The following is a 25,786-nucleotide window of genomic DNA, read 5'->3' on the forward strand; positions in this document are numbered from 1 at the left end:
TCGATCTTTCTGATTTGGTTATCTTGTACTCAAGCATCTTTTTCAATTGGTGCAAACATACTTAATATTTATTACCTAATCTACTGTTTCATAGTCTGGCCTTCTAGCACAACCTCGAAAAATCATTACAAGAATGATTCAACTTTCTGATGTCAATCCCCTTTAAGCACTCAAAACCAGTTCCACTAATAGTTCAATAATGATCTTGAACAGTCACATAAGAGTAGTACTTGTAGAAAATTAATTACAATATCTTCTAATAAATAGTCTCTTATCGCCTTTAGATTTATTGGTAAATCTTCGATGTTTTTTTAGATTTTTGACGAGAATAGTATAAGAACAATCACGTCCCGCAGCCAACCGATCATATAACGCCGGGACCGATCATACCTCGTAGCCAACCGATCATATAACACTGGGACCAATCATACTCCGTAGCCAACCGATCATATAACGCCGGGACCGATCATACCTTGTAGCCAACCGATCATATAACATTGGGACCGATCATACCTCGTAGCCAACCGATCATATATCACTGGGACCAATCATACCCCGTAGCCAACCGATCATATAACATCCAGGACCAATCATATCCCGCAAATAAGAATAAGAAGAACATTATTGCATACCTGAGTCATTCTAATTGTCAAATGGGTGGAAAAAATAGGTATATTATATTAGTAGCAATCATAAAATAAATTTAATTGTTTAAAATCAACAATAGAAATGGAGGATTGAATAATTTTAATACAAGCTGTGCACAAAGGGGGGAATTGTTCAGATATTATTTTAATAATGGTTAATTACTCCTGAAACTCGGTACTGTTAAAAGAAGTGTAGGGATATTTTAATAAAGAGTAAATGAAGTGTGGGATTAATTAACAATTCATGGGATTAGATGTACGATTTAGGGACTGCTGATATTAGGAGGGTTATATTGGTTAATTTAAAGAAAATCGGCATTGTATTAAGTTCTTCTGCTTTATCTTTTGGAATGTTTGCGTCTGTTGCCGGTGCTTCAACCACAGTGAATGGGCAGCCTGGAAAAGTACAAATTCAAGTTGCTTCAACAGAAACAGTTTTCACAAAAGACGATTTAATAAAGAGGTTTAATGAGTTTTTTCCTAATCGGTTTGACTTCTTAACGAAAAGTGATTTTCAAATGGGTGGCAGTCACTTTTATCCTAATGACGATAAGTTACGTTATGATTTAGTATTCACTAAGACAATTAATGGTAAGCAGTTATATGGTAGTGTTGTATTTGTTGGAGAGGAATTAGAAATTGAGCAATTTTACTATCAACCGTCTAATGAAGCAGAAGCGTTATTTCCCGCAAAGACCTCAAAGGAAGAGGCTAGAAAAATAGCAGTTGATTTTGTTGGGAAATTTATTGGTGGAGAGAATTATCAATTAGAAACAGATCCCTTCAACTACTTTCCACAACAAATATTAACAGAACCAATTCGGTACTCATTCTCATTTTCTCGTACTAAAAATCAAATATCCATTTCTGATCAAAGAATAGAAGTATCTGTTCTTGGAAATGGTGAAGTCGTTAATTTTTACAGAGATTCTAAGAAGTTGGACTCATCAACTTATGATGATATAAAACAAATAAAAGATAAAAATGAAACTTTAGAGAAAGTAAAAGGAAATCTTTCAGTCGATTTGCAATATCAAATTAATCATGATTATCAAACGGGTGATCGCAGTGTTCAACTTGTTTACCAACCAACAACAAAGTTGCGTGGAGTTCATGCTTCTTCAGGTAAGTGGTTAACTGCAAACGGGTACTCCGCAGATTTACCTGAGGAGACAAAGATTGTAAAGGTTATAGATAACCCACTACCGCCAAAACAAGATGGAATGACTTTAGAGGGTGCAAAGAAAATTGCAGAGCAATTCCTTAAAATTAATTCTGAAAAGGTTAAATTAAGTATTCAATCTATCGATGAGATAGAAAACTATAATGGACAGGCAGTAATTAGTATTCAGTACATGTATAATTATGAGAATGGCGGACACGGAACAAGTATGGAAATAAGTAAAAATACCGGAGAAATTATTCAATATAATGATATAACAAGCCAAATTTTAGAGCAAATTGGAGAGAAACCTAATAAAAAGGACTCACTTTCTAGTAAGGAAGCCCTTGCGCAAGCAGTAAAATATGTGAAAGAATGGGCTCCTTCCTCTCTGCACAACTATGCTATGCCTGTAGAAGAACCCTATTTTGAAGAGAGAGTAGGCGCCTATCAATTCAATTTCCCTAGAATTAAGAATGGCATTGTTGTGATTGGTGATCAAATTAATGTTGGCATAGCAGCTGATGGCTCCTTAAATAGCATTAATGTCAATTATCAAGAAGTTGAACAATGGCCAACGATTAATAAAGTGATTTCTGAGGAAGAAGCAAAAATTCTATTGAAAAAGGCACTTAGTCTAAAACTTACTTATATGAAACAAGAGAAAAGTGAAGACGAAAATCATTATGATCTAGTATATTTACCTGTATTTAACGAAAATCCGTTTAGTTATTTAAATGCCAATACGGGAGAATGGAATAGTCTGTTTGGTGAGAAAAATTCACCTGTTATTTCACATCCTTGGGCAGAAGAGGAACTTAATTATCTTATCAATGCTAAAGTCTTAGAGATTAAAGATAGTAAAGACTTTAATGGGGATGCTTCCGTATCAAAAGGAGAAGCACTAAAAGTCATCATGAATTCACTCACTTATATTTATTACGGTGGTTATTATTCTGAAAAAGAAAACAAAAACCAAACTTTTGAGAATATAGACCCGAAACATCCGTTATATCAATCGATTGAACGTGCTGTTGAAATGGGCATTATTAAGCCGGATAGTCAAAGTTTTTCACTGGATTCTCCAATCAAAAGGGATGAATTAGCAGCTTGGTATATACGCGTTCTAGGACTTGAACAAGCAGCTAAAGATAATAGTATTTATAAACTGGGTTTTGCGGATGCAAATAAAGTCCAAACAGAATACATTGGTCATGTTGCCTTGGCGAACTCATTAGGGTTGTTAAAGACGGAACAAAATCAATTTAATCCTGATAGAGAAGCGACGTACGCAGAATTGGCAGTTTCAATTATTCGTCTTGCTCACAAAATGACTGAAAAAGGTAGAGGCTTGGGTTATTAAAATATAACCATCTTGTGCTAGAAGTTTACTTGAGTAGATATTCATATAAGTGTAATGAACAATGGGGCAATTCAAGAGTCTTCTCGTTATCAAGGACGAAAAACACAGTTCTGACATGGTTATTTAGAATAACCACGCCAGCGCTGTGTTTTTTATTATGATAGCTAGATCATATTTGATATACTGTACACTAGCGCAAGGAGGCTTTTTAATGAAACAGTATTTAGAATTATGTAAACACGTTCTTGAAACAGGTGAAAAAAAAGAAGACCGCACTGGGACAGGGACAATCAGTGTCTTTGGTTATCAGATGCGCTTCGATTTAAATGAAGGATTTCCCCTTATGACAACGAAAAAAACGGCTTTCCGTCTTATTTCATCTGAATTGTTATGGTTCTTAAAAGGCGATACGAATGTCAAAACGCTTATTGAAGATCGAAATCCAATCTGGGATGAATGGGCTTTTGAACAATGGGTGACAAGTTCTGAGTATAGTGGTCCAGATATGTCGGACTTCGGACGTCGCGCTGCAAAAGAACCAGAATTTGCGGCTGTCTATAAAGTTGAAATGGATGCATTCAAAAAACGTGTTGTGGAAGATGAAGAATTTGCTGCGAAATACGCAGATCTTGGACCGGTTTATGGTAAACAGTGGCGATCATGGTCAAATGGAGAACAATCGATTGATCAAATTGCCAATTTAATTGAAGGCATCAAAAACAATCCCGATTCCCGCAGGCATATTGTTACTGCATGGAACCCTTCTGAAGTCGAAGATATGGCTTTGCCACCGTGTCATGCGTTGTTTCAATTTTATGTAGCAGATGGAAAGCTATCATGCCAGCTTTACCAGCGAAGTGCGGACATCTTCCTTGGCGTACCATTTAATATTGCATCCTATGCACTTCTGGTTCATTTGATTGCACATGAATGCGAACTTGGTGTTGGCGAATTCGTCCATACATTGGGGGATGCTCATATTTACGCGAATCATGTCAATCAAGTGAATGAGCAATTGACTCGGGAACCGCGAACTCTTCCGACATTAAAATTGAATATTGAAGGCAAATCGATTTTTGAATTAGAAACGCAAGACATCGAACTTGAAAATTATGAACCACATCCAAAAATCAAAGCACCAATTGCTGTCTAAAGAAAGGTGGATTTCCATGATTTCACTACTTGTAGCCCATGATCCGAACCGGGTCATTGGTATGAACAACGATTTGCCTTGGCATATTCCAGAGGACCTTGCTTACTTTAAAAAGATGTCTATGGGAAAAGCGATGGTAATGGGACGTAAAACGTTTGAGTCAATCGGTAGACCTTTACCTGGGCGGCTTAGCATTATCGTTACACGAAATGAAGCATATACAGCAGAGGGTGCTGTTGTCGTACACAATCTAAATGATGCGATTGCAAGAGCAGAAGAGTATGCAGATGAAGTGATGATTATCGGTGGTGCGGAAATATTCCATGCGGCACTAGTAATAGCGGATCGCCTCTACATTACGTATATTCAAAAACAATACGAAGGGGATACTTTTTTCCCTTCATATGGCCCTGAATGGAAGCTCATATCGTCTTCGCAAGAACACATTACAGAAGATGAAATTCCGTATTCATTTCTCATGTACGAAAAGGAATAACTAAAGCGGATGCGACTAGAGGCTTTGCGATGGAGTCAAGACAAATAAAAAAACGTCCTCATGTATATAAGAGGACGCAGAAATACATTGAGGCACTGCCCGCAATAACAAACACATGCCAAATTGCATGGTTGTACGGGATCTTTCTCCACGCATAGAAAATCGAACCAAACGTATACAATAGACCGCCTATAACGAGTAGCGCGAATCCAGCGAGTGTTAAATGGGTGTATAATGGTTTGATGGCTATTAGTATAAGCCAGCCCATAACAATGTAAAAGATAAGCGAAACAAATTCAAAACGATGAATGAAAAAAACTTTGAATAGAATACCTGCAATGGCCAGACCCCAGACGATACTGAGCAGTGTCCAGCCTAGTACTCCTTTTACAGTGACAAGGAGAAACGGCGTATAGGTTCCTGCAATCAGAATATAGATGGCTGAGTGATCCAGTATGGAAAACAAGTGTTTGAATTTTATTGGCATGCTATGCAACAGTGTACTCATAAGGAATAAGAGAAGCATAGAAAAACCGAAAACGGTGTAGCTGACCACATGTATCGCTGTGCCATGCCGAACAGCGTCAAGTACTAAAAACACAAGGGCGGGTATACTGAGAAGTAGTGCGATACCGTGTGTGATCGCATTCCACAACTCTTCTCGTCCATTTTTAAAATCAAATGCAACTGTCATGATTTTAACCTCCTTACCTTTTACTATACTAAAATTTATTGAGAACTGCTACTAATCGAGGGGAGTGCGCATTATGAAAAAAGTCCATATCGTCACGGATTCAACTGCCGATTTAAAAGAAGAGGACATTCTAAAATATGGCTTACATGTTGTTCCACTAACCATCCAAATTGATGGCAAAACGTATATCGATGGTGTAGATATACAACCCGAAGAATTTCTAACTATGATGAGAAGTTCTGAGGAATTGCCTAAAAGCTCCCAACCGGCAGCAGGTGTTTTCAAGGAGTTATATGACAAGCTGGGTGAGGATGGCAGTGAAATCATCTCCATACATATGACTGGTGGCATGAGTGGTACTGTGAAATCTGCCCAGGCAGCCGCTGAAATGACGGATTCCAAAGTTACTGTCATCGATTCAATGTTCATCTCACATGCGTTGATGTTTCAGGTAATGGAAGCGGCGAAATTGGCCGAACAAGGAAAGTCAGTTACTGAGATCGTTGAACGGTTGAACTCAATCCGTAAAAATACAACGCTTTTCGTTGTTGTCGATTCACTTGATAATCTGGTGAAAGGCGGCCGTATCGGAAAAGGGAAAGCAATGATTGGTTCCTTGTTGAATATAAAACCGATTGCGACTTTGCAGGATGGCGTCTATACACCCGTCGCAAAAGCACGCAGTCACAAACAAGTTGTAGCCCATCTATTCAAAGTTTTCAAAGAAGAGACTGCTGGCAAGATTATTCGAGGAGTCGGCATTTCACACGCCAATGGTTTGAAAATGGGTGAACCATTGAAGAAAATGATACAAGACTCGGGCATAAAAGATGTGAAACTTACATTTACTGCTCCAATCATCAGTACGCATACTGGTGAGGGAGCGATAGGTTTTATGTATTACGCAGATTAATAAATGATTCTTTATTGAAGAAAAGGGGAACTCTACGTATGAGAAGAGTATTTCTGATTGTGGTCGCCTTCTCATTATTTTTGTCCGGCTGTCAACAAACGCTAATCGAAAAAACAGGTGCATTTTCTGATCGACAAGAGATTGCATTTACTGAGTGGGCAATCCCAGGGTACTTCATTCCAAAAAATATCCATGTGATTGGTTTAGGTGATTCACTGACCCAGGGTGTCGGGGATGAACTGAAAAAAGAAGGTTATTTTGGCCGAGTAACTGACAAGATGAATGAATGGAAAGGGGTTAAGGATGTCGATGCGGCCAATTTGGCAAAGCGGGGTCGAAGAAGTGACCAGCTCATCGACAAACTGGTAGACCCTGAAGTTCAATCTTCTGTGAAAACGGCAGATTTAATCTTTTTGACAATTGGCGGAAACGATATTATGAAAGTCGTTAAGTCCAACCTATTTAATTTGCAGACGGAACCATTTTATGTTGAACTCGGTAAGTTTGAAAACAGGCTCGATGAATTATTTAGTATTATCCGAGACTTGAACGGCGATGCGATCATTATTGTAGCAGGTCTTTATAATCCGTTTTCAATTGTGACGGATGAAACAAATGAATTTGAAGATATTATTGCTGACTGGAATGAAGCGATTGAAGTTCGTGCCATGATGGACGGAAGGTCGTGCTTTGTCCCAGTTGTAGACTTGTTCGATTCAAATACGGACATGGTGTACCACACCGATTTCTTTCATCCGAATGCAAAGGGCTATGACTCAATGGCGGAACGTTACCTTGAAAAGCTGAAAGAATGTGACTTGCAAAAATTATCGGACGGGGAATTGGAAATGTAGGAGCTGATCGCATGAATCGATGGAAAATTAGTTTTTTTGTACTTGCAGGACTTATTGCGGCAGCATTTGCAGCAGTTATAATACTTATTGGATCTTCCGCAGAGTCGGTCCCGCTTCCTGAAATGAAAGTTTCGAATCAAGCGGACCATGTTTTAACAGTGAGGGCGACGAAAGAAGATTTTGAAGGCATTGCAAATACGTTTATACGAAAAGCAGTAAAAGGTGAGCCGCTTCCGGTAACGATGAAAGTTGAAGATGATGTGGTCTTGTTTTCAGAAATGACGGTGTTTTCCTATACATTGCCGGTTATTATGCATTTTGACCCAATTGTTAGAGAAGACGGTAATCTAATATTAAAACAATCGTCGATGGAAATCGGACAATTGAACATCCCGCCTGCGACTGTTTTAAAAGTACTAAGGGATTCTGTGAAGCTTCCCCCTTGGATGATTGTTCGTCCTAAGGAGGAAGAACTGTTCATCGATCTCTCAGCAATCCCGTTATCAGGTGATTTACAAGTAAAAGCAAAAACATTTAACTTGGCGGATGATGAGATTATCTTGGAAATTATAATTCCAAAAGAATAGGGAGGTTTTACAATGGCGAAAGCATTGGCCACATTTGCAGGAGGTTGTTTTTGGTGTATGGTGAAACCGTTTGACCGATATGAAGGTGTCCAATCAGTCATTTCTGGCTATACGGGCGGCGATGTCGAAAATCCGTCTTATGAATTGGTTTGTACGAATGCGACCGGTCATCGTGAAGCAATTCAAATTACGTTTGATGATGAAGTTATTTCCTATCGCGAACTGATTGACATCTTTTGGAGACAGATTGACCCAACTGATTCGGGTGGCCAGTTTTTTGACCGGGGTGAATCCTATCAGACAGCCATTTTTTATCATACACCCGAACAACTACAACTCGCTGAGCAAACAAAGGCTGAACTAGATGCTTCTGGAAAGTTTGACAAACCCATCGCAACGGATATTATACCTGCGAAGCCATTTTACGCGGCTGAAGAAGGACATCAAGATTATTACATGAAAAACCCGACACATTATAATAGATATGCAACTGGCTCTGGCCGTGAACGATTCAAATCTGACAACTGGGGTGATGAATCATGACAGAAGAATTGAAGAAGAAATTAACCGAAATACAGTACCACGTCACACAGGAAAATGGGACTGAACCACCGTTTCGAAATGAATTCGACAGCCATTATGAAGATGGGATTTATGTCGATATCGTTTCAGGAAAACCACTTTTTAGTTCAAAAGATAAATATGATGCTGGTTGTGGATGGCCAAGCTTTACGAAACCGATTGAATCAATGGAAGTAATAGAGAAAACAGACATAACCCACGGTATGAAACGAGTAGAAGTACGCAGTAAAACCGCGGATTCACATCTCGGTCATGTATTTCCGGATGGACCGGGTGAAGACGGATTGCGTTATTGCATCAATTCAGCTGCACTCCGCTTTGTATCCATTGACAATCTTGAAAAAGAAGGTTTCGGAGAGTACTCGAAACTATTTTGATTGATTAAAGCTGAGAAGGGAGATGAACGGATGGATCGGTCCTTTTATCGATTCGCCCTATCCTTCCGCGGTGGGGCGATGGGTGATTTAAAATCAACGTTTGCGGAATATATGTTTAAGGATTCTAGTTTTCCAAAAGAAGAAAAATCTTTTGACCCATTATCGCGATATATCGAAGAAAAGGCGGATGCCAAAATGCCATCCGTCGTTTTCGATGAATTGTTTCTATTATATGAAGAGAGATTTTTGTAAGTTGCACCTGCATCTTCTTTGCATAATGGATTAGTTGAATGTATGATTAAAAAAGAAAATTTGAAAGCGAGGCTATTCAGTATGAGTATACATATCAATGCAAAAAAAGGTGACATCGCGGATACGATTTTACTTCCAGGCGACCCGCTTCGTGCAAAATACATTGCCGAAACATTTCTGGAAGATGTAACACTATATAACGAAGTTCGGAATATGTTCGGCTATACGGGAACATACAAAGGAAAACGAATTTCTGTTCAAGGGACAGGTATGGGTGTTCCATCCATTTCTATTTATGTAACAGAATTAATGCAAGAATACGACGTGCAAAAACTAATCCGTGTCGGAACTTGTGGTGCGATTCAGAAAGACGTTCATGTACGTGACGTTATTCTCGCACAAAGTGCTTCGACCGATTCTAAAATGAACGAAATCATATTCAATGGTATCAGCTATGCACCGACTGCCGACTTCGATCTTCTTTTGAAATCGTATAATGCTGGGCTTAAAAAGGGGCTTGATTTGAAGGTCGGAAATGTATTTACAGAAGACGTTTTCTATAATGAATATGCACAACATGAAAAATGGGCTCAGTATGGCGTCCTAGCTGTTGAAATGGAAGCTGCGGCTTTGTATACACTTGCTGCGAAATTTGGCCGCCAAGCATTGGCTATTCTTACTGTGAGCGATCACCTCTTAACGGGTGAGGCGACATCATCAGAAGAGCGGCAAACAACATTCAACGACATGATTGAAGTGGCGCTCGAAGCAGCAATTCAGGAATAATCGTGAAGTAGGACCGCCCACTATACAGCGGTCCTTTTTTAGCAGGGAAGAAAGTATACGTTTTTTTGACTTAGAATAGTGTCTAGCTCCAGGCGCTAGCCGCTCGGAGGTCCATAGGATGTTGGGCCACTAAGCCATTACTGCTGGATAAGATTGAATTGAATTTTGTATTAATAGTAGAGAGTGGGGAATGGGATGGAAGAGAATAATGGCCACGGACAAGAAATTGAACCAAATAGTCAACCGCCGGCAAACCGATATATAAAATTAAAACCGTTCTCTTTTGTCATGCTTGTATTCGGACTTGTACTGGTCACTGCCGCCATAACGTTTTTCGTGTTAACAACAGGTGATGATAAAGTTGTCGAAGTTGTGAGTCCACAAAAGCAATCGCTAAAGGACCGAAAAGAATTTGAAAAGTTATATAATGCCTATGATGAAATGAAAGGGAATTACTTCGAAGATATCGATGAAACAGCTGTCATCGATGGTGCCATCAATGGAATGATTGATGCACTAGGAGACCCGTATTCCGATTATTTAAATCAGAAGGAAGCTCGACAATTAAACGAGAGTATTTCGTCAAGTTTCGAAGGAATTGGTGCTGAAATTCAAGAGAAAAACGGATACATCAACGTTGTTTCTCCAATCAAAAATTCACCCGCAGAACGCGCAGGGATATTACCGAACGATACCATCATTGCGGTCGATGGTGAAAGTATACAGGGAATGTCATCATCAGAAGCGGTTCTTCTAATTAGAGGAGAAAAAGGGACAACTGTCACTTTAAGCATAAAACGTGGAGAAGCAGTTGAGCCAGTAGACGTAAAAATCAAACGTGACGTTATACCGATTGAAACAGTCTATGCTGAAATGCTTGACGATGGAATTGCACATATTCACCTCACAAGCTTCTCAGAAGGAACATACGATGAGTTGCTTGTTGCCCTTGATGAGATGGAAGCTAAAGGAATGAAAGGGTTAGTTGTCGATGTACGCCAAAATCCAGGCGGTAGACTCGACATAGCCATCAAAATATCCGATCTGTTTTTGGAAAATGGAAAGAACATTTTCCAGTATAAAGAAAAAGGTATACAACCAGAAATTTTTACAGCCTCTGGAAAAAGAAAAATAGGAGTTCCAGTTACGCTCGTCATCGATGACGGTAGTGCCTCGGCATCAGAAATACTGGCAGGTGCGTTAAAAGAATCTGCCAATGTGCCACTTATTGGTGTGAAAACATTCGGTAAAGGAACAGTTCAATCACCTAAAAATCTTCCTGACGGCTCGAATTTAAAACTAACTACAGCAAAATGGCTGACGCCTGATGGCAATTGGGTTCATAAAGAAGGAATTAAGCCCGATATTGAAGTGCCGTATCCATCTTATGCAATGCTTCCGTTTCTTGATCCAACAATAGAAATGAAAGTGGGCATGCTTTCACCTTCCATTAAATCAGCGGAAGAAATGCTTAAAGCCGTTGGGTATGAACCAGGTGAAATTGATGGCATGTTTGATGAAAAAACAACTCAGGCTGTCAAAAAGTTGCAAAAAGATTTAGCGCTGGACACGAACGGTATTCTCTTAGGAGAAACAACTTACGGTCTGATGGAAAAACTTCGGACGAAAATTCAAGAAGACGATCCACAGCTGATGAAAGCAAAAGAAGTTCTGCTTGAAAAAATAGGGAAATAACTAAAAAGCGTCCAGTCCTAATCCGGCCGGACGCTTTTTAAAATGTCTATATAAGCTGAACGAAGGGTTTTTCATGGGGAGCCCAGCCCTAAGATAGTGCTAATCTAGCTAGTTTTAGGGCGAGAGACACCCCCTCGCGCTGAAGCGGATTCAAGGGAATTCTTTATTTCAACCCATCTAGTCCATCGTGTTCTAATCCGATAGGATGCTATGACTTTTTCTAATAAAATGAAAAGAGGCGTACATATGATTGATGTTTACTTATTTAGTGGTTTTCTAGGAAGCGGTAAAACGTCACTGTTACTTCATACAATTGCACAATTGAAAGAACAAGGAAAAAAACCGGCTGTATTAATGAATGAATTTGGAGCATTGCCTTTCGATTCAAATACTGTAGAAGGGGGAGCTGAAGTTCCGCTTAAAGAACTGCTAGATGGATGTATCTGTTGTACAGGTTCAGAGAAAACAGAGGCACAGCTTCAGGGACTGCTTGAAGAAAACGATGATATCGATGTCATCTTAATAGAAACAACGGGTGCTGCACACCCAGTGGAAGCACTAGACGCTATTTACTCACCTTTATTCGCAGACCGGCTTAACATAAAAGGAATTGTAACGATTGCCGATTCGAAGCGTTGGCTGGAACGCGATAAGCTATCTCCGCAAGTACGCGCTTTATTCATGGAGCAAATTCGACATGCTCATTTACTACTGGCGAATAAAGTCGATCTTCTAACTGAAGAGGAAGTAGCGAAAGTAACATTTGAACTATCGAGTTTCAATGAATCTGCTCCAATTATACAAACGGTGGGCGCAAAAGTTGCATTCTCCTTCATTGAGAAAACCTTAAGTTCATCGAAAAAAGGGACTGATAAGCAAATCATATCAGGAAAAGGCTTACCGCTTTCTTCAAAACTCCTTACATTCACTGAGAGTGTTACGAAAGAAGATTTCGAGAATTGGGTGAACTCCCTTCCTGATACAGTTTATCGGATGAAAGGTTATGTACCTATTAGCGGTTATAAAAATCCGTTTTTATTTCAATATGCGTATGGGATGGTCAATTGGCTCCCCGAATATGTCAAGATGGAAGCCCGTATTGTAATCATCGGGGAAGGGATCGAAACGTTGAATTATAAGGCCGTCAACCCCTTTTTAGATGAAAATTAAAGATAGTTGACCAGACTTATCCATTTCCATAGAATATGAGGTCCTTTGCTAGTGTATTTAATTAAGAACTGGATGAACTGGAAAAGAAACCCGATATTCTAAATCTCCCACGCGTTATGATAGATTGCGAAGGGAGGAGTAATGAGATGAAAAAATCGATTGCAGTACTCATGCTCGGTTCGGCGCTCTTACTGCCGAACAACAATAATGTAGAAGCTTCACAATTGGACAACAATGTACAGGTGCAAAAAGCACAACAGTACATTCAAAGTTACATAGGGGGGGACAAACAACCCGATATGTATAAAGTATTGCTTGAAAAAAATATAAATTTTGAGCAACTTTACAGTTTAGCGAAGTCTTATACAAAAAATATAGTGGTTGTTGACAAACAGGTAAATAAGCCAGTTACAGTCAACCCAATCAAGAAACCGGTGAATAAGCCAGTTACAGTCAAGCCGGTAGAAAAACCAGCTACGACTAAGCCAGTACCGACACCAAAACCGGAAGCAACTCCACCGGTTAAGCCAGCACCGGAAAAACCTGCGGAAGTAGCACCAGTTAAACCTGCTGAAACAACCTCAGATGCATCTGTTTCCGCGATTGAAAAAGCAGTACTTGACCTTACAAATGTTGAAAGACAAAAAGCAGGTCTTCAACCGCTACAAACAGATGCGAAGTTGATGAACTCTGCACGACAAAAATCAACAGATATGGCTTCAAAAGGATACTTTTCACATACTAGCCCGACATACGGCTCACCGTTTGATCAAATGAAGTCTAATGGTATAACGTATAAATCGGCAGCGGAAAATATTGCTATGGGGCAACGTACGGCTGAAGAAGTTGTAAAAGGATGGATGGAATCGCCAGGACATAGACAAAATATCTTAACGCCTGGATTCACACACATCGGCATTGGCTATGACAAAAACGGCAACTACTGGACACAACAGTTCATTCAAAAATAAGAAAAGTTAAAAGCTATCCTCCAAACTGATACTAATTCGGTTTGGAGGATAGCTTTTTTCCTACTATATTTTCGTGTACATACTGTCTTAAACCGTCGTACCTATAAACGGATTTCTCCAAGTAAATGTTTAAAAGTTTTCTGGCATGCTCAAACTCTTCTTAGGAGGTGAGCATGATGGGGGACATTGTATCGACTGACAGTTTGATTTTATACATAAAAAAGGTATTTCATAATTCTTCCGATTTATATGTTGAAGAAATGGAGTGGCAGAATGGTCCAGCTGTCATTTGTTATTTCACTACAATGACTGAAGGGGCAGAAGTGAACCGACAGCTTGAACTAATCAGGAAAAGGGCAGCGGACGGACTTGCCGATTGGGGAAAAACTGCAATCTCGTCTGTTCATGCTTTTTCCGTTTCTATGCTTACCCATAGTATTAGTTCAGGTTTCGTAGCCGTTATTTTTCCTGAAACAAATTTGTTATTGCAAATCATGATGCCGAAGTTTACTGTTCGCAGCCCTAACGAACCGGAAAATGAACATGTTATCCGCGGTCCGCACGAAGGGTTCGTCGAGGGATTTGATGCAAATATGTCCTTGATTCGCAAACGGCTTGCGATTCCAGATCTCGTCGTCCATTCACTGAGAATTGGGAATGATACTCAAACCCTTGTTAATTATATATATATTGATTCAATAGCGGATGAAAATGTCGTTGCCGATGTGAAAAGACGATTGGAGAACATTAAGTCGGATAAAGTTATTAGTACAGGTCAAATAGAGGATTACTTAGAAGATTCCGTTTGGTCGCCGTTTCCACAATTTCTCAATACGGAACGACCTGATCGTGTTGTTGCAAATTTGCTGGAAGGGAAAATAGCGATTTTTACGAACAATTCTCCAACCGCACTGATAGCACCGGTCAATTTTTTTTCCTTTTATGAGTCTCCAGATGATTATAATGCACGTGTTCTAGTGGGTTCATTTTATCGGATTCTCCGCATATTAAGTTTTGTGACGGCTATTTTTTTACCTGCATTTTATATAGCTGTCATCGGTTTTCATTCTGAAATCATTCCACTGGAATTAGGTAAACAAGTGAAGCTGGCGGTGAATGCAATTCCGTATCGACCTATTTATGAAGCGCTCATTTTAGAATTGTTTATCGAGCTCATTCGGGAGTCAGCTATCCGTCTCCCCACCCCAATTGGGCAAACGATAGGGATTGTCGGTGGTCTGGTTATTGGTAATGCAATTGTTGATGCCGGTCTCGTATCGAATTTCATGGTGATCGTCGTGGCGATGACAGCCATTTCGAGTTTTGTCATTCCCTCTTGGGAAATGAATATGACAATCCGAATTATTCGTTTTCCATTTATGCTTGCCGCTTCGCTGTTTGGCTTCTTCGGCATTGCAATTGGTACACTTGTGCTTTTCATCCATCTGATGAATGTATCATCATTGAAACAGCCCTATTTTACGCCTATCGTTCCTTTTGATCCGTCGAAATTTAAAGATGCTTTCTTCAGGTCACCATATGTTCGTCTTAAAAAACAACAGAAAACGTTTACGTATGGTGCAAATAAAGAAGGTGGTGGCCGTTGACGTTTAAATTGTCAAGAATCCAGTTTTTTTTATTTCTGTTTGTTATACAAACAGGCACTGTTTTTCTATCCTTTCAAACGCCATTCATCAATGTAACAGGGCGTGATGCATGGATTATTTTCATCGGAGTAGGCATTTTTCATTATGTTTTATTGCTGTTATATGAAAGGAATTATAAATTCTTCAAGCCAGGTCCGATTGTATCTTGGCTATATAAAGGCTATTGGCTCCTTATTATCGTCTCCTTCATTGCTTATATTGATTATACGCTTGCGGTATGGGCATTCCCTGAAACGCCCCAGTTTGTCGTCATTTCAATCATGGTAGGCGTATCGTTGTATGCAAACTTAAGTCGTTCCGAAACCGTCATTAATCTAACAGTCATTCTCGTCCCACTGATACCGATCTTTTACTTTGTCTTGTTACTCGCATGGCCTGAATTCGTATGGACGAATTTATTCCCTGTAGCTAAGATAGACGGTTCAGATTTGTTAAAAGGGATTCTCGCTTCGCAGTTTACATTCATTGGTATTGAACTGTTTTTATTTTTTAGGAAGCATGTAGATAGCACACAAAAAATTAAAGGCTTACCACTGTTCATATATCAAATGCTATGGATGTTCTTTTTTTTCAGTACGGTCTTGATCACCCTTCTCTATTTCCCGCTAAAGGAAATAGAAAGGATTCCTGAGCCAATCATGTATATTTTGAAATCGCAAACTTTCTCGTTTGTAGAACGGCTTGATTTATTTTTCATTTATATGTGGATGATGTGGAGTATCATCACGATATCCCTTTTTGCCTTTACTACAATGTACGTGCATCAGCTGCATGCGAAAGGTCACCGGAAAAGAAATACGATTATTTTTCATATCCTGCTCGTCATATTACCGCTGTTCTTAAATTCGAAAGAACGTGTTGATATGATTCAAAATTCACTCGTCTATTTCCATTTGTTTTTCATAATTGTTGTTCCAACTATAGTCATACTCGTGAACAGGAGGAAAAGGAAATGAAGAGATTACTAATCCTATTGGTCTGTTCATTGTTTTTAAGCGGCTGCTGGGATGAAAAACATTATAAGGATGTAACCAATGTGTCTCTTTTTGGAGTTGAAGGCCAGCCGGGCAAGATCAAGGCTCAATTTGCGTTTCCGATATTTGAAGATGGGTCTATAAGTTATACAACAATCACAGGAAGTGGTGCCACTGTTCTTGACGCGAAAAACGACACGAATACGACGGAAGGGCTCGATATAGCTGAACTTCAAGTGTTGCTTATAACGGAGGAATCAGCTAAATCTGACTTATATAAGTATATCGATGCGTTATACAGAGCTCCACGCAATCGACTTAGCGCTCATTTGGCAATTGTCGAAGGGGAACTGGCTCCCTATTTTGAACAGCACGAGAATCTAGGGAATGATATTTCAATGTATTACTCAGAGCTGATTGATACTGCGGTCCGATATACATTGGTCCCTAAAGTGGATATTCAACAAGTATGTAGACTACTTTTTGAAAAAGATATATCTCTGGCACTTCCCTATATTAAAATTGGGAAAGAAAGCGGTATACCCGAAATTGCCGGTACTGCGTTGTTTAATAAAAGGGAATATACTGGAGAAAATTTAGATAAAGAGGAATCGGTCCTTTTCAATTTGTTAAGAAATAAACAGGGCAAGTATACACGGCTTTCTTATATGTGGAAAAGTGGTAAGGCAGAGAGTCCACTTACAGTTGAGGTGATAAGAATTAATAAGGACTGGGAAATTTCAGATAACAAGATCGATGCGACCTATGAATTAAAAATTTCTGTTGAGGAATTTCCGCATGACAGTCTAGATGAAAAGAAAACAATAAAGGAAGTTGAGGATTTCTTATCAAAGGAATTAACAAAGGATTTTACTAAAGTGATAAAAAAACTACAGGCAGCTAAAAGTGATGCTATAGGGTTCGGACGACCAGTCCGTGCATTCCATCCCGCACTTTGGGAAAAAGGGGATTGGAATGACACATTTTCCGAACTGCCCATTAGCGTCAAGGTGAAAACTGAGATTTTAAGAACCGGTATATTAAATTAGTGAAAACCCGCAATGCATACTGCATTACGGGTTTTAGTGTTTATATAAATTTCTTTTTCTGAATATAGATTAACCGTACAGTCAGTGTAATTGCGCCAACTGTCAATCCAGCAATAAGGCCAACCCAGTAGCCATATGGTCCGAGTTCAGTAAACGTTGCCATCATATAACCAATGGGTAAACCAAGGACCCAATAGGAGACAATCGCCATGACAAATGTCATATTGACGTCCTTATAGCCTCGTAAGGCGCCTTGGACCGGAGCCTGAATTGCATCAGATAATTGGAACAGTGCAGCGTAGATGAAGAACTGAGTTGCCAATCCGATAATCTGTCCGTCTGTTGTATAAAGCGAAGCAATTGGCGCCCTGAAAACGAGAAGAATAGCAATTGACACAAAGCTAAACGCAACGGCAAGCCCGACACCAAGATAACTATACTGTTTAGCATCGCGCATCTGTCCTGCACCGACGGCCTGACCGACAAGTATTGTCGCCCCCATCGAAATGCTTAGCGGCAACATATACAACAACGAAGTGAAGTTAAGCGCAATCTGGTGTGCGGAAATTACAGCCGTTGAATAGTTACTCATCATCAGTGTGACGGCGGAAAAGATACTTGTCTCTACAAAAATTGAAATCCCGATTGGCACACCAATGAATAAAATCACTTTCCATTTTTTAAATGAAATCTTTTCCCATCCTTTGAAAAGTGCGTATTCCTTAAAGGGCTTATGCTTCCACGCGACAGAACAAGCAATGAAGAATACGAGCCAATACGTTATACCGGATGCATATCCGGCCCCAGCTCCGCCAAGTTCAGGAAAGCCCCAATTCCCGTAAATAAGCAAATAGTTTATGAAGATGTTAATAGGGGCAGATAATAAAATGATGAACATCGAAACGCGTGTCGCTCCAAGCGCATCAAAAAATGAGCGTAGCACTGTGTAGGCAAAGAGGGGAAATAGGCCGAAACTCATTCCTGTCAAATAGTCCGCTGCTACAATGCGTACTTCAGCCTCGAGCGGCATTGCTTCTAGTATAGGTGCAACTGCGAATAGAATAATGGCAAAGACGATTGCAGCCAGTGCGACCGATACGTAAAGGCCTTGTTGAACGGAAGGTCGGACTTCCGCGTGGAGGCGTGCTCCGATGTATTGAGCGATGATCGGTGTAAGCCCCATTAAAATTCCAGCAAGCCCTGTATAAACGGGTACCCAGAAAGAAGATCCAATAGTAACTCCGGCAAGATGGTATGTATCATATCGCCCTGTCATAAGAATATCGAAGAACGTCATCATATACAGAGCGACTTGTGTAACGAGGATTGGCAAGACGATTGTTGCCAATCTGAACGGCTTTTTCTTCAGTGGAACTGCAGTTTCCAAATAAATCACCCTTTATTCTTCAATTAAACATCATTATATCATGACTCCTTTGCTATAATGGCAATGAGGTAAAGTTAAGTTACAATATATTTCTTAATATAGAAGAGGTGAATGGCCCATGAAACGGCCGGTTATATTATTGACAGGAGGCGGCACGGCAGGACACGTGTCCGTGAATGAAGCGCTTATCCCTGTGTTTAGCGAAAAAGGGTATGAAATTCATTACATTGGGTCGCATCGAGGGATTGAAAAAGAACTGATTGGCGATGGTTATCCTGAAGTTGTCTATCATCCCATTCAAAGTGGTAAACTGCGGCGCTATTTCTCTATGAAAAACTTTACAGATCCGTTCCGTGTTGGTGCGGGGGTTCTACAAGCGTTAGCGGTTATTAGGAAAGTCAAACCAGAAATAATTTTCTCCAAAGGCGGTTTCGTATCAGTGCCTGTCGTCTTGGCGGCGAAAATGGCGAAAGTACCTGTTGTCATTCACGAATCTGACGTAACGCCAGGACTTGCGAACAAAATGGCTTTACCTTTTTCAAATCATATTTTTACAGTGTTCGAACAAACCCTAAATTATGTACCCGCTGGCAAAGCGACTTGCTCCGGTGCAATCATCAGACCCGAGTTGTTCAATGGCACTCGGGAAGAAGGCTTGCGCATTGCCGGCCTGTCAGGTGAGAAACCTGTCCAAATTATAATGGGCGGAAGTCAGGGTTCCTCAATACTCAACGATGCTGTTCGAAAAGATTTACCTGCCATTTTGCATGATTTCGATATTATTCATCTTTGCGGGAAAGGGAATCTAGATGAAACGCTTGAAGGTACACCCGGCTATACACAATTTGAATACGTAACAGAAGGGTTACCACATTTATTAGCGGCGTCTGATTTTGCGGTTTCTAGAGCTGGGTCAAATGCAATCTTTGAATTACTGGCATTACGTAAACCGATGCTGCTTATTCCACTTTCTGCTGCAAAAAGCAGAGGGGATCAGATTTTGAATGCTAATCATTTTAAATCGCTCGGACTCGCACATGTATTGAAAGAGGAAGATGTGGAGCTACGCCCACTATCCGAAGAATTCGCATCTTTTGTAGATGAGAAAGACAGTTTGATCGGGAATATGAAGAAAGTAGCAACACCCAAAATACCGGAAGAAATGGTTGAAATGATCCTGTCACACCGAAAATAGCTGGAAGAGACTATTCTCAGTTTTTCGGTGGGTTAATGAATGGTTGCAAGTAATGAGAATCCAGTGTATTCTTGTTGACGGTAATAAAGTTAAAGAGTTAACGCTAAACCCTTTAAGTTAAAGTGTTTGCGTGTTAAAATTAACGAGGATAAAAAAATATAAACACAATATGCCTTTTGGCAAATGTGGAGGTCATTTTACATGTCGAACAATGCTGACGCTCATCGTTCCCCCTATGCTGCTTTTTCGGGTCCGAACCTTGGGTATATAATGGAAATGTACGAACTGTTTAAAACGTCACCTGAATCTATAGATGCTGAACTTGCCGAGATGTTCAGCCGTTTTGGTGCGCCTACAATGAGCAACACAGAGCAAGACAAAGCGGTCGGGGCAGTAGCTCCTGGCGATTTCGGTAAAGTATTCTCCGCCTATCAGTTGCAAACAGCCATCCGTACATACGGACATCTTGCAGCAGATATCTATCCGCTTAGCGATCGTCCAAAAGATTCAACACGTCTTGAACTTTCCACTTATGGACTTACAGAAAGTGATTTACAAGCAATGCCAGCATCTCTTTTCTTTAAAAATGTTCCTGCAAGTGTAGAAGATGGGCTTGAAGCAGTGAATTATTTGAAGTCATTATATACAGGTAAAATCGCCTATGAGTTCGATCATGTTATTGACGAAGAAGAAAGAAACTGGATTCAATCTAAAATCGAAAACGGGAATGTTTCCGCTACACTATCTGTAGATGAGAAAAAAGCACTTCTCGAACGATTGACGAAAATTGAAGGGTTTGAAAAATTCATCCACCGGACTTTCGTCGGAGCGAAACGGTTCTCTATTGAAGGTCTTGATACATTAGTTGTCTTCCTTGACGAACTTGTTCGTCTTTCTGAAGAACAAAAAATGAAAAAAGTATTGATTGGGATGGCCCACCGTGGTCGCCTAAACGTACTTACACATATTTTAAATAAACCTTACGAAACAATGTTTGCACAATTTGCGGGTGTTCCTGAAGAACCATTCCTTCCAACAGATGGTTCACTTGAAACTACACGCGGTTGGTTCGGCGATGTGAAATACCATATGGGTGCCTTATACAAGGGGCAATCGGGCATGCAGCGTTTCCTTGCGTATAACCCATCCCATTTGGAAGTCGTCAATCCTGTTGTTACAGGACAAACAAGGGCTGCACAGGAAAATACGGATAACCCGGGTATTCCTGTACTAGAAACAGATGCTGCTTACGCAGTACTTATCCACGGGGATGCAGCATTCCCAGGACAAGGAATTGTGCCAGAATCATTCAACTATAGCCGTGTTCGTGGATTCAAGACAGGCGGTTCTATTCATGTCATCGCGAATAACATGATTGGATTCACAACTGAATATTACGATTCTAGATCAACACATTATTCTTCAGACCCTGCAAAAGGCTATGAAGTTCCAGTATTACACGTCAATGCGGATAGCCCTGAATCAGTTATCGCAGCTGCATCATTCGCATTCGAATACCGTCAAAAGTTCAGCAAGGATATTCTGATTGATCTTCTTGGCTATCGTCGTTATGGACACAATGAAATGGATGAACCTCTTGTGACGAATCCGGTTATGTACCATTCAATCCATGAGCATCCTACAGTTCGTGCACTATACGGATCTGAACTTGCATCTGAGAACATCTTGACAGAAGAAGATGTAACGAAACTGGACGCTTCAGTTTTTGCAACGATGCAAGCAGCATACGACAAAGTGAAAGAACATACTTCAGAAAAAACATTGATTTCAAACGCTACGCCTGAAGAAGTACTTGCGGGGTATCCAAGAGATCTTGAAACTGGCACGGACGAAGCTAATCTTCGCCGCATCAATGAAGAGTTACTCATTTATCCTGAAAACTTCAATGTATTTGGGAAGCTTGGAAAAATCCTGAAACGCCGTGAAGATCCGTTCAACGGAAAAGGGAAAATCGATTGGGCACATGCCGAAACACTAGCATTCGGTGCAATCCTTCAAGACGGTAATCCAATCCGTATGACAGGTCAGGACGTTCAACGTGGTACATTTGCGCACCGCCACGTAGTCCTTCACGATGAAAAAACAGGTGACGAACTTGTTCCACTTCACCATATTAGCGGTTCAAAAGCATCATTCGTCGCATATAACAGTCCATTGACAGAAGCTGCAATTGTCGGTTATGAATTTGGCTATAACTTAGAAGACCAAAAAGTATTATCAATTTGGGAAGCGCAATATGGAGACTTTTCGAATATGGCACAAGTAATGTTCGATCAGTTCGTCTCTTCAAGTTATTCTAAATGGGGTCAGCAATCCGGACTCGTCTTGCTATTACCGCATGCGTATGAAGGGCAAGGACCTGAACACTCAAGCGCAAGACTGGAACGCTATCTGCAACTTTGTGCGGAAAATAACTGGACGGTCGCTAACCTTTCTAGCGCGGCGAACTATTTCCATATACTTCGCAGACAAGCAAAAATGCTTGGTGATAAATCGATGCGTCCACTTGTTATTGTGTCACCCAAATCGCTTCTTCGTCACCCGCTTGTCGGTGCTGATGTCAACGATTTGACAGAAGGCCACTTCCAAACGGTGCTTGAACAACCTGGAACAGGCAAGAATACTGATAAAGTTGAGAAAATCCTATTTGCAAGCGGTAAAGTGGCGATTGATCTTGCTGAACGTGTGAAAGATGGCAAAGGCTTCGATCATCTGCATATCGTCCGTGTGGAACAGCTCTACCCGTTCCCAGCTGATAAAATTAGTGATATCATTTCTCGTTATCCAAACGCCAAAGAACTTGTTTGGGTACAAGAAGAACCGAAAAATATGGGGTCATGGCATTTTGCAAATTCTTATATCCGCGAAGTTGCGGATGGTAAGAAAGTATCCTATGTTGGACGAATTCATCGTTCAAGCCCTTCAGAAGGTGACGGCGAATCTCACAAGATCGAACAAAACCGCATCTTAGATGAGGCATTGAAGAAGTAAGCCTTATTTAGTTTAATTTAATCAACATATGAAATATTGATTGTTAACACCGTACTAACGGTAGACTCGAGGAGGAATTTATTGTGGCAGAGATCATAGTACCAGAACTTGCAGAATCGATTACAGAAGGAACGGTTGCACAGTGGTTGAAACAACCAGGTGAAAGCGTTGAGAAAGGTGAATTCATCGTTGAACTTGAAACAGACAAAGTAAACGTTGAAATCATTTCAGAAGAAGCAGGAATTGTCCAAGAACATCTAGCAGCAGAAGGCGATACAGTCCAAGTCGGCCAAGTTATCGCAATTGTTGGTTCTGGTTCAGGCGCACCGGCTGCAGCTCCATCTGCACCAGCAGCGGAAGCAGTTCAAAAAGTGGAAGCAGCACCAGTTGCTCCAGCAGCTACTGAAGATGCAAGCGGATCAGACCGTACAATCGCAAGCCCAGCAGCACGTAAACTAGCTCGTGAAAAAGGCATCGACCTTGCAGCGGTATCACCAGTGGACCCAATGGGACGCGTTCGTGTTCAAGATGTTGAAGCACACGGTACTGCACCTAAAGCACAACCAGCAGCTGCCGCACCAAAAGCAGCAGCAGTAGTAGAGGACGGACGTGTAACTCGCGAGAAAATGACACGTCGTCGCCAAACAATTGCAAAACGTCTTCTTGAAGTTAAACAATCAACAGCAATGCTTACAACATTCAACGAAATCGACATGACAAACGTTATGGCACTTCGTTCACGTAAGAAAGACCAATTCTTCGAGCAAAATGATGTTCGTCTAGGATTTATGTCATTCTTCACGAAAGCAGTTGTTGCTGCACTTAAGAAATATCCTTATGTTAACGCAGAAATCGATGGCGATGAAATCATTCTTAAAAACTTCTACGATATTGGGGTCGCTATATCAACAGATGGCGGACTAGTTGTACCAAACGTAGTTGACGCTGATCGTAAAAACTTCGCAGAAATCGAAGGAACTATCGTAGAACTTGCGAAAAAAGCACGCGACAACAAATTGACAATCGCAGATATGACAGGCGGTTCATTCACAATTACAAACGGTGGTGTTTTCGGATCACTTATGTCAACACCAATTATGAATGGTGCTCAAGTAGGAATCCTTGGCATGCATACAATCCAAAAGCGTCCAGTAGCTATTGGTGATAATGTTGAGATCCGTCCAATGATGTATGTGGCTCTTTCTTATGACCACCGTGTTATCGATGGTAAAGATTCAGTTGGCTTCTTGAAAATGGTAAAAGAATTGATTGAAAATCCGGAAGATCTACTTCTAGGTTCTTAATAAGAAAAACGCTCGAAATCTAGACAAAAAATAGTTAGGTAATCGGCCCGTTATTGTTAGCGGGTCGATTTTTCCTTATACACTCCATAGAAAAGGCGTGATTAACAATGACATTCAAAGATTGGATGACTGCACCTGCAATCCGTACTGTCGTCTGTAAGCATGCAGACGCTGAAAAGTATGTAGTGAACAATGTTCTGACACCAGGTAAAGAGTATGAAGTGAAAAACGAAACAGATGAATTCATTTTCATTCTCGATAATGCCGGTAAAGTCGGAGGCTATTATAAAACATATTTTGAATAAACAAAGGCACAGGGCGCCGTTATAAAGGTACGCAGCCATTGCCACGTCCTGTGGCAATAGCTACGTGACCTTCATCCTGTAGGCCCGTGACAGGCATGACGGGGAACGGCGATGCGGCGTTTTTGCCCGGGAAGGATGCAGTTCAATCCTTCCTAGCTGGGCTGAATTATGATCCGAGCATTTTGCGCCCGGAGTCTAGACGTGAAATCTCCATGTTAGAATTTATTCACAATACAAGATTTTACTGTTTTCTAGACGTGAACTTAAAGCCCGCTACCCACTTGTTGGTGTGCGGGCTTTTTTATAAGGAGGTAAGGTTATGAACTCGCTAGTAGAAAAAGAACAGCAGCTTCGTTCAACGAAAACGCATGACACCGCAGTAGTACGATTAATACAAGAAGGTGGTTACGTTTCCCCAAGTCCCCATTTATGGGATGACGTCCTTATCAGTATTGTATTGAAAAAACCAGTGTTATTGAAAGGGCCTTCTGGTTCTGGAAAAACGAAGTTAGCCCAAACAATTTCACATTATTTCAATCAGCCAATGCAAAGCATAAACTGTTCGGTTGATTTGGATGCTGAAGCATTGCTTGGTTTCAAAACGATAATTAGCAAAGACGGAGAGACTATTATTGAATTTGTAGAAGGTCCCGTAGTACAAGCTATGAAAAAAGGACATATTTTATATATTGATGAAATCAACATGGCCAGACCTGAAACGTTACCCATCCTTCATAGTGTTTTGGACCATCGTCGTATGCTGACAAATCCGTATACAGGTGAAGTCATTTATGCGCATGAAGACTTTACGGTCATTTCAGCCATAAACGAAGGATATGTTGGAACATCTCCAATGAATGAAGCATTGAAAAACCGTTTTGTATCGTTCACAGTCCCGTACCTGACTGGGGAACAATTAGAATTAGTTATGAAGGATACGTGTCCATTTGCCTCAAAACAGCTTGTTGAGACATTCCTTCATATCAGTAACGATTTGAAGAAACAGGTAATGAACGGATTATTATCCGATGAGGCAGCATCCGTGAGAAGTCTGCTAGACGCTATGGCACTTGCAGAACATATCCCTGTGAAACGTGCAGTCCAGTATGCCATCGCTGAAAAGCTAGATGATACAATTGAACGTAGACTTGTCATGGAATTAGTTGATACTTGGGTGAGATGAGGCGATTG

23 protein-coding genes are annotated in these 25,786 nt (G+C 40.5%); 21 read left to right on the forward strand and 2 right to left on the reverse strand.

Annotated features, from left to right (window positions below):
• Positions 1 to 940 precede the first annotated feature (940 nt).
• From MKZ26_RS01985 to MKZ26_RS01995, 3 genes are all read left to right on the forward strand, one after another.
• On the forward strand, positions 941 to 3,172 hold the full coding sequence (locus tag MKZ26_RS01985; RefSeq protein WP_340764053.1) for a YcdB/YcdC domain-containing protein: 2,232 nt from the start codon (positions 941 to 943) through the stop codon (positions 3,170 to 3,172).
• A gap of 211 nt (positions 3,173 to 3,383) precedes the next feature.
• A complete protein-coding gene (locus MKZ26_RS01990) occupies positions 3,384 to 4,325 on the forward strand; it encodes a thymidylate synthase (RefSeq protein ID WP_340764054.1) in 942 nt (313 codons plus the stop codon).
• Between the two features lie 16 nt (positions 4,326 to 4,341).
• The gene (locus tag MKZ26_RS01995; RefSeq protein ID WP_187044971.1) at positions 4,342 to 4,821 is read left to right on the forward strand and encodes a dihydrofolate reductase; all 480 of its coding nucleotides are present in this window, start codon (positions 4,342 to 4,344) and stop codon (positions 4,819 to 4,821) included.
• 58 nt (positions 4,822 to 4,879) lie between these two features.
• On the opposite strand, the gene trhA is transcribed toward MKZ26_RS01995, so the two are convergent.
• Positions 4,880 to 5,515 (reverse strand): PAQR family membrane homeostasis protein TrhA, encoded by a 636-nt coding sequence (gene trhA, locus MKZ26_RS02000; protein ID WP_187044970.1) that lies wholly within the window; start codon positions 5,513 to 5,515, stop codon positions 4,880 to 4,882.
• A 73-nt stretch (positions 5,516 to 5,588) separates the two neighbouring features.
• On the opposite strand from trhA, the gene MKZ26_RS02005 reads away from it, so the two are divergent.
• From MKZ26_RS02005 to MKZ26_RS02065, 13 genes are all read left to right on the forward strand, one after another.
• The gene (locus tag MKZ26_RS02005) at positions 5,589 to 6,428 is read left to right on the forward strand and encodes a DegV family protein (protein ID WP_340764055.1); all 840 of its coding nucleotides are present in this window, start codon (positions 5,589 to 5,591) and stop codon (positions 6,426 to 6,428) included.
• Positions 6,429 to 6,466: 38 nt separating this feature from the next.
• Positions 6,467 to 7,282, forward strand: a complete 816-nt coding sequence (locus tag MKZ26_RS02010; RefSeq protein WP_340764056.1) for a GDSL-type esterase/lipase family protein — start codon at positions 6,467 to 6,469, stop codon at positions 7,280 to 7,282.
• A gap of 11 nt (positions 7,283 to 7,293) precedes the next feature.
• Positions 7,294 to 7,869: a YpmS family protein gene (locus MKZ26_RS02015; protein ID WP_187044967.1), complete on the forward strand. Its 576-nt coding sequence runs from the start codon at positions 7,294 to 7,296 to the stop codon at positions 7,867 to 7,869.
• Positions 7,870 to 7,881: 12 nt separating this feature from the next.
• Positions 7,882 to 8,412, forward strand: coding sequence for a peptide-methionine (S)-S-oxide reductase MsrA (gene msrA, locus MKZ26_RS02020; RefSeq protein ID WP_340764057.1), 531 nt, complete (start codon positions 7,882 to 7,884; stop codon positions 8,410 to 8,412).
• The gene (gene msrB / locus MKZ26_RS02025) at positions 8,409 to 8,828 is read left to right on the forward strand and encodes a peptide-methionine (R)-S-oxide reductase MsrB (RefSeq protein WP_067209758.1); all 420 of its coding nucleotides are present in this window, start codon (positions 8,409 to 8,411) and stop codon (positions 8,826 to 8,828) included. The genes msrA and msrB overlap by 4 nt, the downstream gene beginning before the upstream one ends.
• Positions 8,829 to 8,858: 30 nt before the next feature.
• Entirely contained in the window at positions 8,859 to 9,080 is a 222-nt protein-coding gene (locus MKZ26_RS02030) for a YozE family protein (protein WP_187044965.1), read from the forward strand.
• Positions 9,081 to 9,161: 81 nt separating this feature from the next.
• Positions 9,162 to 9,866: a purine-nucleoside phosphorylase gene (gene deoD, locus MKZ26_RS02035; RefSeq protein WP_187044964.1), complete on the forward strand. Its 705-nt coding sequence runs from the start codon at positions 9,162 to 9,164 to the stop codon at positions 9,864 to 9,866.
• A 195-nt stretch (positions 9,867 to 10,061) separates the two neighbouring features.
• The gene (locus MKZ26_RS02040; RefSeq protein ID WP_340764058.1) at positions 10,062 to 11,561 is read left to right on the forward strand and encodes a lmo1851 family serine protease; all 1,500 of its coding nucleotides are present in this window, start codon (positions 10,062 to 10,064) and stop codon (positions 11,559 to 11,561) included.
• 246 nt (positions 11,562 to 11,807) lie between these two features.
• The gene (locus MKZ26_RS02045) at positions 11,808 to 12,731 is read left to right on the forward strand and encodes a CobW family GTP-binding protein (protein WP_340764059.1); all 924 of its coding nucleotides are present in this window, start codon (positions 11,808 to 11,810) and stop codon (positions 12,729 to 12,731) included.
• A 146-nt stretch (positions 12,732 to 12,877) separates the two neighbouring features.
• Complete coding sequence (locus MKZ26_RS02050) at positions 12,878 to 13,702, forward strand: CAP domain-containing protein (protein ID WP_340764060.1); 825 nt, start codon at positions 12,878 to 12,880, stop codon at positions 13,700 to 13,702.
• Between the two features lie 176 nt (positions 13,703 to 13,878).
• A complete protein-coding gene (locus MKZ26_RS02055; protein ID WP_340764061.1) occupies positions 13,879 to 15,309 on the forward strand; it encodes a spore germination protein in 1,431 nt (476 codons plus the stop codon).
• Positions 15,306 to 16,325 (forward strand): GerAB/ArcD/ProY family transporter, encoded by a 1,020-nt coding sequence (locus tag MKZ26_RS02060; RefSeq protein ID WP_340764062.1) that lies wholly within the window; start codon positions 15,306 to 15,308, stop codon positions 16,323 to 16,325. Before MKZ26_RS02055 ends, MKZ26_RS02060 begins: the two co-directional genes overlap by 4 nt.
• Complete coding sequence (locus MKZ26_RS02065) at positions 16,322 to 17,392, forward strand: Ger(x)C family spore germination protein (RefSeq protein WP_187044960.1); 1,071 nt, start codon at positions 16,322 to 16,324, stop codon at positions 17,390 to 17,392. The genes MKZ26_RS02060 and MKZ26_RS02065 overlap by 4 nt, the downstream gene beginning before the upstream one ends.
• Before the next feature lie 40 nt (positions 17,393 to 17,432).
• Here the strand turns inward: MKZ26_RS02065 and MKZ26_RS02070 are convergent, their stop codons facing one another.
• Positions 17,433 to 18,779: an MATE family efflux transporter gene (locus tag MKZ26_RS02070; protein WP_067209744.1), complete on the reverse strand. Its 1,347-nt coding sequence runs from the start codon at positions 18,777 to 18,779 to the stop codon at positions 17,433 to 17,435.
• Positions 18,780 to 18,897: 118 nt separating this feature from the next.
• On the opposite strand from MKZ26_RS02070, the gene MKZ26_RS02075 reads away from it, so the two are divergent.
• The 5 genes from MKZ26_RS02075 to MKZ26_RS02095 all read left to right on the forward strand — a co-directional run bounded on the left by MKZ26_RS02075 (position 18,898) and on the right by MKZ26_RS02095 (position 25,778).
• Positions 18,898 to 19,974: an undecaprenyldiphospho-muramoylpentapeptide beta-N-acetylglucosaminyltransferase gene (locus tag MKZ26_RS02075; RefSeq protein ID WP_187044959.1), complete on the forward strand. Its 1,077-nt coding sequence runs from the start codon at positions 18,898 to 18,900 to the stop codon at positions 19,972 to 19,974.
• Positions 19,975 to 20,175: 201 nt separating this feature from the next.
• The gene (locus MKZ26_RS02080) at positions 20,176 to 22,986 is read left to right on the forward strand and encodes a 2-oxoglutarate dehydrogenase E1 component (RefSeq protein ID WP_187044958.1); all 2,811 of its coding nucleotides are present in this window, start codon (positions 20,176 to 20,178) and stop codon (positions 22,984 to 22,986) included.
• Positions 22,987 to 23,069: 83 nt separating this feature from the next.
• Positions 23,070 to 24,290, forward strand: a complete 1,221-nt coding sequence (gene odhB / locus MKZ26_RS02085) for a 2-oxoglutarate dehydrogenase complex dihydrolipoyllysine-residue succinyltransferase (RefSeq protein ID WP_187044957.1) — start codon at positions 23,070 to 23,072, stop codon at positions 24,288 to 24,290.
• 107 nt (positions 24,291 to 24,397) lie between these two features.
• Complete coding sequence (locus MKZ26_RS02090) at positions 24,398 to 24,595, forward strand: DUF6501 family protein (RefSeq protein ID WP_340764063.1); 198 nt, start codon at positions 24,398 to 24,400, stop codon at positions 24,593 to 24,595.
• A gap of 319 nt (positions 24,596 to 24,914) precedes the next feature.
• Positions 24,915 to 25,778: an AAA family ATPase gene (locus tag MKZ26_RS02095; protein WP_340764064.1), complete on the forward strand. Its 864-nt coding sequence runs from the start codon at positions 24,915 to 24,917 to the stop codon at positions 25,776 to 25,778.
• The last annotated feature ends 8 nt before the right edge of the window (positions 25,779 to 25,786 follow it).

The organism is Sporosarcina sp. FSL K6-6792 (assembly GCF_038004885.1).
GTDB classification, from domain to species: domain Bacteria; phylum Bacillota; class Bacilli; order Bacillales_A; family Planococcaceae; genus Sporosarcina; species Sporosarcina psychrophila.